Source organism: Flavobacteriales bacterium (genome assembly GCA_016700415.1).
GTDB lineage: Bacteria > Bacteroidota > Bacteroidia > Flavobacteriales_F > PHOS-HE28 > PHOS-HE28.
Window position 1 is genome coordinate 411,630 of the sequence record CP065018.1, and the last position, 12,632, is coordinate 424,261.

The 12,632-nt window shown below is 59.6% G+C and carries 11 protein-coding genes and 2 pseudogenes; 8 read left to right on the forward strand and 5 right to left on the reverse strand.

All coding sequences use genetic code 11. The annotated features are described in order from the left end of the window. The first annotated feature begins 162 nt into the window (after window positions 1-162). Window positions 163-1,896, forward strand: coding sequence for a hypothetical protein (locus IPP95_01720; GenBank protein ID QQS72973.1), 1,734 nt, complete (start codon window positions 163-165; stop codon window positions 1,894-1,896). A 259-nt stretch (window positions 1,897-2,155) separates the two neighbouring features. Here the strand turns inward: IPP95_01720 and IPP95_01725 are convergent, their stop codons facing one another. The 5 genes and pseudogenes from IPP95_01725 to IPP95_01745 all read right to left on the reverse strand — a co-directional run bounded on the left by IPP95_01725 (window position 2,156) and on the right by IPP95_01745 (window position 5,835). Then, window positions 2,156-2,890: a DUF4197 domain-containing protein gene (locus tag IPP95_01725; GenBank protein QQS72974.1), complete on the reverse strand. Its 735-nt coding sequence runs from the start codon at window positions 2,888-2,890 to the stop codon at window positions 2,156-2,158. Between the two features lie 17 nt (window positions 2,891-2,907). After that, window positions 2,908-3,315: an acyl-CoA thioesterase gene (locus IPP95_01730; protein ID QQS72975.1), complete on the reverse strand. Its 408-nt coding sequence runs from the start codon at window positions 3,313-3,315 to the stop codon at window positions 2,908-2,910. Between the two features lie 129 nt (window positions 3,316-3,444). Continuing rightward, window positions 3,445-3,846 carry a hypothetical protein gene (locus tag IPP95_01735; GenBank protein ID QQS72976.1) on the reverse strand — a complete coding sequence of 134 codons (402 nt, stop codon included), beginning with the start codon at window positions 3,844-3,846 and terminating at the stop codon, window positions 3,445-3,447. After that, window positions 3,843-4,911, reverse strand: a pseudogene (locus IPP95_01740) (polysaccharide biosynthesis protein). Before IPP95_01740 ends, IPP95_01735 begins: the two are co-directional and overlap by 4 nt. A 138-nt stretch (window positions 4,912-5,049) precedes the next feature. Then, window positions 5,050-5,835, reverse strand: a pseudogene (locus IPP95_01745) (hypothetical protein). A 35-nt stretch (window positions 5,836-5,870) separates the two neighbouring features. Here IPP95_01745 and IPP95_01750 point away from each other — a divergent pair. From IPP95_01750 to IPP95_01780, 7 genes are all read left to right on the forward strand, one after another. Then, window positions 5,871-6,872: an NAD-dependent epimerase/dehydratase family protein gene (locus IPP95_01750; protein ID QQS72977.1), complete on the forward strand. Its 1,002-nt coding sequence runs from the start codon at window positions 5,871-5,873 to the stop codon at window positions 6,870-6,872. Window positions 6,873-6,925: 53 nt separating this feature from the next. Continuing rightward, window positions 6,926-8,062 carry a glycosyltransferase family 4 protein gene (locus IPP95_01755; GenBank protein ID QQS72978.1) on the forward strand — a complete coding sequence of 379 codons (1,137 nt, stop codon included), beginning with the start codon at window positions 6,926-6,928 and terminating at the stop codon, window positions 8,060-8,062. Then, window positions 8,013-9,128: a glycine cleavage system aminomethyltransferase GcvT gene (gene gcvT, locus IPP95_01760; GenBank protein ID QQS72979.1), complete on the forward strand. Its 1,116-nt coding sequence runs from the start codon at window positions 8,013-8,015 to the stop codon at window positions 9,126-9,128. Before IPP95_01755 ends, gcvT begins: the two co-directional genes overlap by 50 nt. A 135-nt stretch (window positions 9,129-9,263) precedes the next feature. Then, complete coding sequence (locus IPP95_01765) at window positions 9,264-10,013, forward strand: 2-phosphosulfolactate phosphatase (protein QQS72980.1); 750 nt, start codon at window positions 9,264-9,266, stop codon at window positions 10,011-10,013. Between the two features lie 74 nt (window positions 10,014-10,087). Next, window positions 10,088-11,032, forward strand: coding sequence for a S1/P1 Nuclease (locus IPP95_01770; GenBank protein ID QQS74172.1), 945 nt, complete (start codon window positions 10,088-10,090; stop codon window positions 11,030-11,032). A gap of 406 nt (window positions 11,033-11,438) precedes the next feature. Beyond that, window positions 11,439-12,062, forward strand: coding sequence for a hypothetical protein (locus IPP95_01775; protein QQS72981.1), 624 nt, complete (start codon window positions 11,439-11,441; stop codon window positions 12,060-12,062). Next, a complete protein-coding gene (locus IPP95_01780) occupies window positions 12,056-12,625 on the forward strand; it encodes a hypothetical protein (protein ID QQS72982.1) in 570 nt (189 codons plus the stop codon). Before IPP95_01775 ends, IPP95_01780 begins: the two co-directional genes overlap by 7 nt. The last annotated feature ends 7 nt before the right edge of the window (window positions 12,626-12,632 follow it).

Sequence of the window (12,632 nt, forward strand, 5' to 3'; positions counted from 1 at the left end):
GGGTTCGGTCAGAAGGATGGGATGCATATCGGTTTGTGGTTTGTTCGGCCCTGGAGCATGCCCCGGAGGCGAGGCAAAAATGCACAGTATCGCCGAAAGTGGGAGCCTGACATTTTTCCGGGCTTTGTCAATTCCGCTATATTGCCTCCAAACAGCGTCCACATGAATCGATCGATACTCACGTCACTCCTTGCACTTTCACTGATCCCGGTCATGAGCCAGCAGGTCCTTTTTACGGAGGATTTTGAAGGGGCACAACCGGCATTCACGATGAATACCACCGATATGGGATCCACCGCCGGTGGGGACAATTCCTGGTTGGTGAACAGTTCCTACGCGGGTGGTGACGGCACTTTGGTGTGTTTTGGCTTCCCATTCTCCTTCAACATTCCTCTTACGGCGGCGCAGCCTGCGGGAATAAGCAATGCGAACGGCAGTTACATGCACATTACCAGCGCAGCCGCTGTTTCCAGCGGGATCACGAATTGCAACTTCGCAGCGGCTGACGGCTTATGTACCGATGCGGCGAACCACTTCACCCGCATGAGCAGCGATGTGAGCACCGTGGGCGCATCCGAGGTCAACTTGACCTTCTGGTGGCTTTGCGCTGGCGGCCCGAACAGCTATGGGGAGGTCTACTACAGCACGGATGCGGGAATGAACTGGACCATGGTCTCCACGCCGGTCGCCGCGTACAGGAACCAGTCCGCATGGATCCAGCAGACGTTGACAATGCCGGCCTTTGCTGGCCAGGCCACCTTGCGCTTCGGCTTCCGCTTCGTGAATGCTGAAGCCACCGCTGCAAGCGATCCGGCTTTCGGAATTGACGATGTTGTGATCACCTCGTCCTCGGATGAAAATGCCATTGCGGCCGGTACGCTCGCCTTCTCCTCGTACTGCGCCGGTAGCGCCGTCACAGTACCGTATACCGCCAGTGGCGCATGGAACGCGGGAAATGTGTTCACTGCGGAACTCTCCGATATCAACGGAAGCTTCTCCTCGGCCGTGGACATCGGCAGTGTGGCATCGACCACATCCGGTTCCATTGCAGGGACCATCCCGCCGGGCACCGCAACAGGCACCGGCTATCAGGTCCGGGTCACCGGAAGCGATCCATCGGGGATCGCCGATACCTCCGCCACGGTGATCACCATCACCGATGCGCCTAACGCAGGTACTGACACCCATGCCTCCTACTGCGAGACCGATGATCCCCAAGTGCTGATCAACCTCCTTCCGGGGGCATCCGCGTGCGGGCAATGGACCGGTCCAACGGGATCGGTCATTTCGGGCATCTTGGACCCGGCGACCGCTGTGAGCGGCCCATACACCTACACCACCAATTGCCCCGGTAACTGCCCACAGGACGCAGCGGTGATCACCGTGGGGATCGTCCCGGCAGCCGATGCGGGGGAAAACGCCAACCTGACCGTCTGCTCGGACGGGCCGGCCTTTTTCTTATTGGATTCGTTGGGCGGAACGCCGAACTCCGGTGGGGCTTGGAGCGGCGGTCTTGTCGGTGGTATGTATGATCCTGCAGTACACGCTCCGGGCTGCTACACCTATACCGTCACGGGCGTTTCACCTTGTGCGAACGCGATGGCAACGGTGTGTGTAGCCGAAGAGACCTGCACAGGCATCAACGAGATGAACGGTGGCTTGGTCGGTCTCCGTTGGTCCGGCCAGCAAGGCGGTATCCAGCGGATCGATCTCGGTGCCAACCGGATCGACGCGGTTGACCTCCTCGACGCATCAGGACGCCGGTTGCGTGCCGCGACGATCGTTGAAGGCCAGACACTGTCGATCAACATGGCGGGCATGGCGTCCGGTATTTACGTGGTCCGCATTCATTCCGCCGATCGCGTCGGAGTGCTGCGGTTAGTGAACGGGAAGTAGGGGAGCGCTGGAACCTTAGTCAACACACATATCAAAGCTGCCGGAACTTTCGGGCAGTTGTTTTCCATCCCCGGTCCGCACGTTCTGGTCTCTGTTAGGATGAGCTGATTAGCTGATGTGCGAGATTAGCTGATGGTGTTGCCCAAGGCGACCATCAGCTGATCAGCTAATCCTTCTCATCAGCTAATCTGTCCATGGTTGCAACTTGCCTGCAAACGGACTCAAGACTGAACCTCGATTTCTTTATTGCGAAAAGGGCTTACTGCGCCCCGAACACGCGCCTCAGTAGGTCCGTGGTGCGGGCCATCGGGTCCTTGCGGATCTTCTGCTCTTCATCGGCCACCAGAATGAAGAGGCCATCAATGGCCTTTTGGGTCACATACGCGTCCAGGTCAGGATCAACGGCACTGCCGCCGGTGAACATGGAAGCCTTGTTGTACGCGCCGGCCAGCGGTGTCCAATAACTGGTGAGCGCTACTTGCTGCGTGGCTTTCTCAACGATGGGACGGAACATATCCGTGAGTTCCGCCGTGGTCTTGTCCTTGAGAAAGTTGGTGGCGGCATGGTCCCCGCCCTTCAGGATGGCGAAACCGTCGGACACGCTCATGCCCTTGATCGCGTTGACGAAGACCGGAACCGCCTCCTTCGTCGCGGACTCAGCTGCGCGGTTCATGGTCAGCTCGAACTTGTCCACTTGGGCGGACATGCCGAGGTTGTTCAGCGTGCTCTTCATCTTCTCAGCTTCGGGCGGAAAGGGGATGCGCAGCCGGTCGTTCTTCCAGAAACCGTCCGTCACCGAGGCGATGTCCACCGAATGCTCGGCGCCTTTGGTGAGGGCCTCCTTCAGGCCGGAGACCACATCGGCATTGGTCAGCCCGCCGGTGGAGCCGCTGCCGGTCACGGTCTTTGCGGCATCCGTCAGGGTTTTTGGGAACTGCGCGCTGCAGGAGGTTCCGAAGAGGACGAGCAGGGCCAGGGCGGTGATGTTCTTCATGTGGGCTTTCATTGGGTTCATTCGTTCTCCATCATTCGTGCCAAAGCCTCACGCCAGGCTTCGGGCAGTTCGAAGCTTCGTTGTTCGTTGTAGTTGAAACAGACCATCACACTGCGGCCCTCGGCGAAGATCCGTTCGTCTTCCGTACTGCGGACAGCGTAGTGCAGGTCGAAACTCTTCGCACCGATCCTTCCGCACCAGGTCTCTACTTGCACGGCATCAGACAGCTGGATCGGGATCCGGTAGTCCACCTCATTTCGCGCGAGGATCAGCCCGGTCCGTGTCCAGTCGTGGTCTTTTGGAATGAATTTTCGTAGCAAGTCCATTCGTCCCAGCTCGAAGTACTGGAGATAGACCGCGTTGTGAACATGGCGCGCCAAGTCCACATCGTTGAATCGGATCTGTATCGGGGTGGTGTTCCGCATGGTGTACAACTGTGTTCGGTCAATAGAGGCATTTCTCGGAACCGTCATTCTGGCAAGGACCGGTCCACATGCGTTACTCAGATCTGCGTAAATCCCTCTTTCAGCGTCTTCCGCGTTCCATTCCGGCTATTACGAGATCGGGTTCAAGGTCACCGAGAACACCGTGATGCTGTTCGGATCGCGATCAAAGAAGAGCTTATCCAATGCCTCCAGCACGTTCTTGGCGCGGAAATAAGACGTGTTGAACTCGCCCTCGCCGCGTGCGCTCCATTGCACCGTGTAGCTGCTTGTGCGGTCCTTATAGGTGCTCACGTATTCGCGCATGGCCCGCAATGCCTCCAGTTTGGTCCCGCCTTCAGTGGAGTGGAAGAGGAAGCTCTGGTTGTGGCGCGGGTTCAGCGTGATCAGGTAGAGCTTGGCGCCCTTGCCGGGTTCCTCCACGTAGTTGAACATGAGGCTGTCCACGCCCACGCCGATGTGGTCGCCTATCTCCTTCTGCAGCTTGGCCGTTTCGATGTTCTTGTCGGTCATGATCTGTTGGGCTTTGCCTTCTCTTTCGTTCCGGTCCGTGGCGTCACATGCTGTGGACCGTCCGGTGCGTCGAATTTACCATAGGAGGAATTCTGGCTGCGATATTCCCGCACCAGGGCTTTCATGCCCCGCACGCAGGCCTCGGCATCGCCGGTTTCCGCTGCGTCCAATATCGTAGCGATGGCAGTGTTGGTGGCCTGTGGTTCCGCATTGCGCGTTTTGCCGATGAGGATGCGCGGATGGTGTGTAGGCAAGGTCCCTTCCTGGTCGGCCAACAGCTCCTCGTAAAGCTTTTCGCCGGGACGCAGGCCGGTGTATTTGATCTCGATGTCCTCGCCGGGCTCCATCCCGCTGAGGCGGATCATGCGGTCGGCGAGGTCCGCGATACGCACTGGGCTGCCCATGTCGAACACGTAGATCTCGCCGCCCTTGCCCATGGTAGCGGCCTCCAGTACCAACCGGCAGGCCTCGGGAATGGTCATGAAGAAGCGGGTCACTTCCGGGTCGGTCACGGTGACCGGGCCACCTTCGGCGATCTGGCGGCGGAACAGCGGGATCACCCGATCCGTTGCTGCCGAGCACGTTGCCGAAGCGCGTGGTTACGATGGACAACGACGGGTTCAGCGTTCCCAGGCTCTGCATGTACATCTCTGCGCAGCGCTTCGTGGCGCCCATCACACTGGTGGGGTTCACCGCCTTGTCCGTACTGATGAGGATGAACTCCTTCACGCCGTGCTTGACGGACAGGTCCGCCATGTTCCGCGTGCCGCCGATGTTGGTATGTACGGCCTGGTCCGGCTGGGCTTCCATCAAGGGCACGTGCTTGTAGGCGGCGGCGTGCAGGACCACTTCGGGTTTGACCTCCGCCAGAAGCCGGTCCATGGCGTCACGGTCGCGCACGTCGGCCACCATCGGGCGGAAGGCGCTCTGGCCTTTGCCGCGCAATTCCATCTCCAGGTCGTAGAGCGCGCTTTCGGCGTTGTCCACCAGCACGGTCTCTTTGGCTCCGAGGAGGATCAACTGCCGGCTCAGTTCACTGCCAATGCTGCCCGCAGCGCCCGTCACCATGACCTTCCGGCCGCGGAAATGCTCATGCACCAGTGCATCCTCCAAGCGGATCGGCGACCGGCCCAAGAGGTCCTCAATGCGCACTTCCCGGATCTGGCCGCTGCTCAATTGCCCGTTGATCCAATCCCGGACCGGAGGCACGGTGCGCACGGCGACCTTCGCGGCCATGGCCATGTCCACGACCTTCCGCCGGTTCTCGTTGTCGGGCTGTTGGATCGCGATGATCACTTGGTCGGCACCTTCTTCGCGAAGCAGCTTTGGCAGTTCAGCGGTAGCATGCACCAGCACGCCTTCCAAGCGCTTGCCCACCTTACCCGGGGCATCGTCCACGAAAGCTGTGATGCTGTAGCGCGCCGAACCTTCCCGTTCCAAGGTCCGCTTGGTGATCAGGCCCGCCTCGCCGGCACCATAGAGCACCACCCGCATCGCATCCTTCCCCCGGCCTCTGCGGCGCAGGTGCAACAGCTTGAAGCCGATCCGCGAAGCGATCAGCAGCATGGCGGTGCCAAGAAAATCGATGATGATCACCGAGGTGGGCAGCACGAATTGGCCGTCCACCAGGTAGTAACGCATGGCATTGAGAACGAAGAGGGTGATGCTGCCGCCCAATACGGTGAGAAAGATCCGCTTGGCGTCATCGGTGCCGGTGTGGCGTACCATGCTGCGCTGGATCCCCGCGCCTAGGTGCCACGCCAAGCGGACAACGAAGAACAGCGGGAGCACCGGCCAGAGCAATTGGTACTCATAAGCCGGAACGCTGAAGTTGAAGCGGAGCTGATAGGCCGCCAGCAGCGAGATCGCACACATGGCCAGGTCGATCACCGTGATCATCCACCGGGGAAGCAGTCGTTGCGAGGCCATGGCCGCGAAGGTAGCCGCAGCGCGACGTTCCATGTTGGCCCTTTGAGCCGTTGCCCGCATCTTTGCCCGCGTACCGGACAAGTGATTCAATGATCATGACCCAGACCCTGACTTCCTTGGTGACCGGCGGCGCCGGCTTCATCGGCGCCCATGTCGTGAAGGACCTGCTGGCCATGGGCCATCGCGTGGTGGTGCTGGACGACCTCAGCGGCGGCTTCCAGGACCAAGTGGACCCGAAGGCGGTCTTTGTCCATGGCTCCATCACCGACGATGCCCTTGTGGAACGGCTCTTCACGGAGCACGGCTTCACCTACGTGTACCACTTGGCCGCCTATGCCGCCGAGGGCCTCAGCCATTTTATCAGGCGCTTCAACTACGAGAACAACCTCATCGGGAGCATCAACCTGATCAACGCCTCGGTCCGCCACGAGGTGAAGTGCTTCGTTTTCACCAGCTCCATCGCGGTGTATGGGGCGCTGGAGCCACCAATGCGCGAGGACATGCGGCCCGTGCCGGAGGATCCCTACGGGGTGGCGAAGTTGGCCGTGGAGATGGACCTCTATGCGGCCAAGCACATGTTCGGGCTGGACTATGTGGTGTTCCGCCCGCACAACGTCTATGGCGAATACCAGAACCTCGGCGACCGTTATCGGAACGTAGTGGGCATCTTCATGAACCAGCTGATGCAAGGAAAGGCCCTCACCATCTTCGGCGATGGCAGCCAGCAGCGCGCCTTCACCTACGTCGGTGACATTTCACCGTTGATCGCCCGATCGGCCAGTATGCCATCGGCCTACGGCGAGATCTTCAACGTGGGAGCGGAGAAGCCATACACCGTGAACGAGCTGGCCACCCTGGTGATGAAGACGATGGGGAAGGAGGGCGCGTTGAACCATCTGGAAGCGCGCAACGAGGTGGCCTTCGCCTTCAGCGACCACAGCAAGGCGAAGCGGGTCTTCGGGGAAACTCAGGAAACTTCCTTGGCGGATGGCTTGCATCGCATGGTGCCGTGGGCCTTGGCTACCGGCGCGCGGGAAAGCACCACGTTCGGGAACATCGAGATCGAACGCGGCCTACCACCGAGCTGGAAGGTCTGATGGCCGCCCCGAGCTATCTTACGGCGCAGCATAGCGCATCGAATTAGGACTTCATGCCCCGCATCCTCTTCATAGCATCGCACCGGCCCGGTCGCAGCCCCAACCAGCGCTTCCGGTTCGAGCAGTACATAAGCCATCTGGAGCAGAACGGTTACGAATGCGTGGTCTCCTACCTGATCAGCGAGGAAGATGACCGGATGCTCTACAAAAAGGGCAACCTGGCCGGCAAAGTGGGCTTTGTGCGCCGCAGCATCGCCAAGCGCCGCGCCGACGTGGCCCGCATGAACGGGTTCGACATCATCTTCGTGTGCCGCGAAGCCCTGATGACGCGCAGCACTTGGTTCGAACGGGCCTTCCGTCGCGGCCGGGCCAAGGTGGTCTATGATTTTGATGATTCAATTTGGCTCTCCAATGTCAGCGATGCCAACCGCCGCTGGAAATGGGTGAAGGACGCCGGGAAGACCTCCAAACTGATCCGCATGGCCGACATGGTATTCGCAGGGAACGAATACTTAGCCGACTACGCCCGCCACTACAATGCCCATGTGGCGGTGATACCCACCACCATCGACACGGAGGAATACTTGCCGCGTACATCCCGTGCCGAGGGTCCCGTGGTGATCGGCTGGAGCGGAAGCCTCACCACGATCCAGCATTTCAAGCATGCTGTCCCTGCGTTGCTTCAAGTGAAAAAGAAGTACGGCGACCGCATCGCCATTCGCGTCATTGGCGACGGATCCTTCCGGTACGAAGAACTCGGTATCCATGGCCTTCCGTGGAAGAAAGAGACCGAGCTGGACGACCTGCGCGCCATGGACATCGGCATCATGCCCTTGCCGGACGACGAATGGGCGCGGGGCAAATGCGGGCTGAAGGGCTTGCAGTACATGGCGCTTGCCATTCCTACGCTCATGAGCCCAGTCGGCGTGAACAGCGACATCATCGAGAATGGTGTCAACGGCTTTTTACCCAAGACCGAGGCTGAATGGGTGGAAGTCATTTCCCGTTTGGTCGAGGATGCCGAGCTTCGCCGCACTATTGGCACCGCCGCGCGCAAGACCGTAGTGGAACACTATAGCCTCCAAGCCTGGCAACAGCGCTATGTGGGCTTCTTCAACAAACTGATCGATCGACCCGAAAATGGAAACTACCACAGCAACCAAGACCATCACGCTCACGCACATCCATGAAGCCCTTGGCGCCAAGATGGTGCCCTTCGCCGGCTTCCTCATGCCCGTTCAGTACACCGGCGTCAACGACGAACATCTCACCGTGCGCAAGGCCGTGGGCGTATTCGACGTGAGCCACATGGGCGAATTCATCGTGCGCGGACCCGGTGCCTTGGACCTCATCCAAAAGGTCACCAGCAACGACGCTTCCAAGCTGGAAGTGGGGAAGGTGCAGTACACCTGCCTACCCAACGCCACCGGCGGCATCGTGGACGACCTGCTCGTGTATAACATGCAGCGCGGCGACGACCATCACTATGTGCTTGTGGTGAACGCGGGCAACATCCAGAAGGACTGGGACTGGATCAATGCGCACAACACCTTCGATGCACAATTGGAGAACATCAGCGACAAGATGTCCCTGCTGGCGGTGCAAGGACCGAAGGCCACGGACACGCTCAAGGGCCTGTTCACGGAGGACATTGGAGCCATGGTGTATTACTCCGCGATGTACGCCGAAATGAAAGGCGTCGGCCTGGTGCTCATTTCTTCCACGGGCTACACCGGTGCGGGCGGATACGAGATCTACATGCCGAACCCTTTGGCGGAAAAGGCATGGAACGCCGTGATGGAGGCCGGTAAGCCCTTCGGCATCAAGCCGGCCGGGCTCGCCGCGCGCGACACGCTCCGCTTGGAGATGGGCTTCTGCCTTTATGGCAACGACATCGACGATACCACTTCGCCGTTGGAGGCGGGTCTGGGCTGGATCACCAAGTTCACCAAGGACTTCACCAACTCCGCAGCGCTGAAAGTCGAGAAGGAAGCGGGTGTGAAGAACAAGCTGGTCGGCTTCGAACTGATCGACCGCGGTATCCCCCGGCACGATTGCCCTGTGGTGAATGCGGAAGGAAAGCAGGTCGGCAAGGTCACCAGCGGAACCATGAGCCCCAGCCTGCAAAAGCCCATCGGCATGGCATACGTGCCCAAAGAGCAAAGCGCACCGGGAACCGAGATCTTGGTGGACGTACGAGGAAAAGTGCTGAAGGGAGTTGTGGTGAAAACGCCGTTCATCCAGGTCGGAAAGTGAAACTGGGCCGCTGAGTCGCAGAGACGCGGAGAAGGCTATTGGTGATCGACGCCCAGACTCACGACTCACAGACTCAAGAATCCGGACTTACTGACTAAAACCTGTCCTCTGCGTCTCCGCGTCTAACTCCATAGTATGAAGGCTGTCTCCCAGAATACCGACTACCAATACCGCGTCGAGGTGTGCTACACCCCAGGCCAGTTCCCGCTGTACAAGCAGGACATGGGCATTGTGGTCGTCATCGACATCCTTCGCGCCACCAGCGCCATGGTCACCGCGTTCGAATACGGCGTGAAGGACATCATTCCCGTGGCCACCATCGAGGAAGCGCGCCAGTACATCGGTCGCCCGGGCCACATCGCGGCGGCCGAACGCAACGGTGAAGTGGTGGAGGGCTTCCCCGTGGGCAACTCACCGCTGGCCTTCAAGGGGATGGACCTCAAAGGCAAGACCATTGTCCTTTCCACCACCAACGGCACGCAGGCCATCCACACCGGTCGCGAGGCGCGCCAGCTCGTCATCGGTGCTTTCCTCAATCTCACCGCGCTCACCGACTGGCTATTGAAGCAGGACGACAACATCCTTCTGCTCTGCTCCGGCTGGAAGGATAAGTTCAGCTTAGAGGACAGCGCCTTCGCCGGGGCCGTGATGGACCGCCTGCTCGAAAGCGGCAAGTTCGGCGTGGAGGAGGACAGCAGCATCGCTTCGAAGTATCTTTACATGGCCGCACGCGACAACTTCATGAGCATCCTCAAGGCCGCGCCGCGCCGGAAACGATTGCAACAACTGCACCTGCTGGACGACGTGAAATACTGCCTTACCCCGGACCAGAGCAACGTCATCCCAGTCTTGCTCGGTGACCGCTTGGTGCCGCTCGACCATTGACCACCATGAAACGGACCACGCTTCTCCGCTCATTCTGCCTCTTCGCCGCATTGGCGTTACTGTGGCCGTTCTTAATGCAGCGCGACGCCGAGGCATGGGGCTTCTACGGGCACCGCCGCATCAACCGCATGGCCGTCTTTACGTTGCCACCGGCGATGTTCGGCTTCTACAAGCGCCACATCGATTACATCACCGACCACGCCACCGACCCCGATAGCCGCCGCTATGCCGTGGCCGGAGAGGCACCGCGCCACTACATCGACATCGACCATTATGTGCCGGCAGGGGAGGATCCCTTCAAGGAAGTTCCCGAAAAATGGGACCTCGCCGTGCAGAAATTCACCGAGGATACGCTCCAAGCATACGGCATCGTGCCTTGGTACATTCCTGTGGTCTATGGGCGTTTGGTGAAGGCATTCGCGCGCGGAAACGTGGACCGCATCCTGTATTACAGCGCGGAGATCGGCCATTACATCGCCGATTCACACGTGCCGTTGCACACCACCGAGAACTACAACGGCGACATGACCGGCCAGCACGGTATCCACGCCTTCTGGGAAAGCAGGATCCCCGAGCTCAGCGCTGAAAACTATGATCATTTCGTAGGTCGTGCGCACTACATTGAGGATCCGCTGAAGTTCGCATGGAGCAACGTGATCGCCAGCCACGCCGCATTGGACACGGTGTTCGGCATGGAGAGAGAGCTGCAGAAGAATTTCCCGGAGAGCGGGAAATACGTCTACGAGCAGCGCGGGCGAGGCAGCGTACAGCTATACTCCAAAGAATTCGCCAAAGCCTACGAAGAAGCCATGGGCGGCATGGTGGAACGCCGCATGAACGCATCCGTCATCGCCGTGGGCAGCTACTGGTATTCCGCTTGGGTGGACGCCGGCCAACCCGACCTCGACCACTTCGAGGAGAAGGACGTGAGCGACAGCCTCAAGCAAGTGCTTAAGGCGGAAGAGGAGCAGTGGAAGATGTCCAACAAGAAGCTGGGACGACCGGAGCCGAGTGAGTGATGAACTTGGGTTCGGCCAACGTGATGGTTGGACCACTTTGACGGCCGAAGGGCGTGAGAGATGAGGCACTTGGGAAAAAATCGAACGCTGGGAGGGAGATGTACCACAGTCGTGAAATACTTCATTCCTGTGTTGCTCTTTGTCCTTTCCTTGTCCATTAGGGCCCCATCTCGCACGAGTCTTCCATGAATAAATTCTGGCGCCGGCTGGCGCGAGACTTCTAACAAAACTTTGGCGCGGGAATTAGGCCATTGCAGGAAAACTCAGGTCGGGCCGTCCTCCCGTGCCCCACTGCTCTCGCAACGCTCCACTGGCATCGACGGACTACTCCGGGCTGTGACCGAAAGATCCGAAGCCCGCACTTGATGATGGATACTTGAAACCGCCCCACCAGCGTTCCATGTGCATGAGGACCCCGGCTGCCATCCTACTCGCACTGATCGCATCCTCCTTGCGTGCCGGGTCACCTCCGGAGAAAAACGACCGGGCAGGCATGGTCTCCATCGGTGGCCGCAGCTCCATCAGCCTTTTCAACGGTACTGACAGCAACAGCCCCGGTACCGGTGCCGGCGGGCAGTTGCGCATCCGCCTTGCGGACCGCGTGAACACGGATTGGTTCTATGACTTCTTCCGGGGCCCCATCGGCGACTACGGCCATCGCCAGGACCAGCACATCGGATGGAGCGTGCTCTTTTACCTGCGCGATCCGGGAACGACCCGCCAGACCGTGCAGCCGTACATCCTTGCCGGCCATTGCTTCGACTACACCATGCAGCAAGCCAACAACGACCCTCACAACTTCGCCGAACGCTGGAGCAGTGCGGCACAGGCCGGCATAGGCACGCACTTCAACCTCACCGACCGTATGGACATCTCGCTCGTGGGCCAGTACATGATCCACCTCGGCTCGGACGTGCATGCGGAACAGGAGGACGGCGAGGTCGAGTTCCACAAGGAGCGTGGCTCCAGTTTGGAAGGCCATCTGCTCTTCCATCTCAGCTTCAACTACAAGCTCTTCCACGTATGGTAGCGCGATGGATCACCGTGATACTGGTCTCTTCCGCGCTGTCAGTACGGGCGCAGGAAAGCGATCCGTCCAACACGGCCGGGCTCGTGCGCATCTCGGCGGCGGTCAGTCCGGGGTTCCAATTGAACGCTCCTTCCACGAACATCTACTTGAACGGCAGGCTGGAGTATTTTCCGGAAAGCCGCATCAGCTTCCTTGGGGAAGTATACTGGTACAGGGGCAACCAACAACGAACAGCGTTGATGGCGCGGAACGATCAAGTGGTGGTCGGTCCGTTCTACCATTGGGTGCATGGCCGCCTCGATCTTTCCCTCGGCATGGAAGCCGGTATTTCGTTCGCACGGCCTGAGCGATCGGAAATTCCGCCACCTGCAGGAATTGATCCGTTGCGTGTCATTCCCAATGTTGCGCTGTGCAGTGGGCTCACATACACCATTTGGGACCACTTCCATTTCTTTTTGGACGCCCGCTTGGCGCATGCGGAATACACAGGTGCCGAAAACGGGACCATCCCATTGGACGAGGTGACCGTGGGAGGAGGGCTCGGTTGGCATTTCCGGCCGTGAGGACGGT

What these genes read in the sequence shown, in the direction of transcription:
- IPP95_01720 (QQS72973.1), top strand. Translation starts at nt 163, where the DNA reads ATGAATCGATCGATACTCACGTCACTCCTTGCACTTTCACTGATCCCG.
- IPP95_01725 (QQS72974.1), bottom strand. Translation starts at nt 2,890, where the DNA reads ATGAAGAACATCACCGCCCTGGCCCTGCTCGTCCTCTTCGGAACCTCC.
- IPP95_01730 (QQS72975.1), bottom strand. Translation starts at nt 3,315, where the DNA reads ATGCGGAACACCACCCCGATACAGATCCGATTCAACGATGTGGACTTG.
- IPP95_01735 (QQS72976.1), bottom strand. Translation starts at nt 3,846, where the DNA reads ATGACCGACAAGAACATCGAAACGGCCAAGCTGCAGAAGGAGATAGGC.
- IPP95_01750 (QQS72977.1), top strand. Translation starts at nt 5,871, where the DNA reads ATGACCCAGACCCTGACTTCCTTGGTGACCGGCGGCGCCGGCTTCATC.
- IPP95_01755 (QQS72978.1), top strand. Translation starts at nt 6,926, where the DNA reads ATGCCCCGCATCCTCTTCATAGCATCGCACCGGCCCGGTCGCAGCCCC.
- gcvT (QQS72979.1), top strand. Translation starts at nt 8,013, where the DNA reads ATGGAAACTACCACAGCAACCAAGACCATCACGCTCACGCACATCCAT.
- IPP95_01765 (QQS72980.1), top strand. Translation starts at nt 9,264, where the DNA reads ATGAAGGCTGTCTCCCAGAATACCGACTACCAATACCGCGTCGAGGTG.
- IPP95_01770 (QQS74172.1), top strand. Translation starts at nt 10,088, where the DNA reads ATGCAGCGCGACGCCGAGGCATGGGGCTTCTACGGGCACCGCCGCATC.
- IPP95_01775 (QQS72981.1), top strand. Translation starts at nt 11,439, where the DNA reads ATGAGGACCCCGGCTGCCATCCTACTCGCACTGATCGCATCCTCCTTG.
- IPP95_01780 (QQS72982.1), top strand. Translation starts at nt 12,056, where the DNA reads ATGGTAGCGCGATGGATCACCGTGATACTGGTCTCTTCCGCGCTGTCA.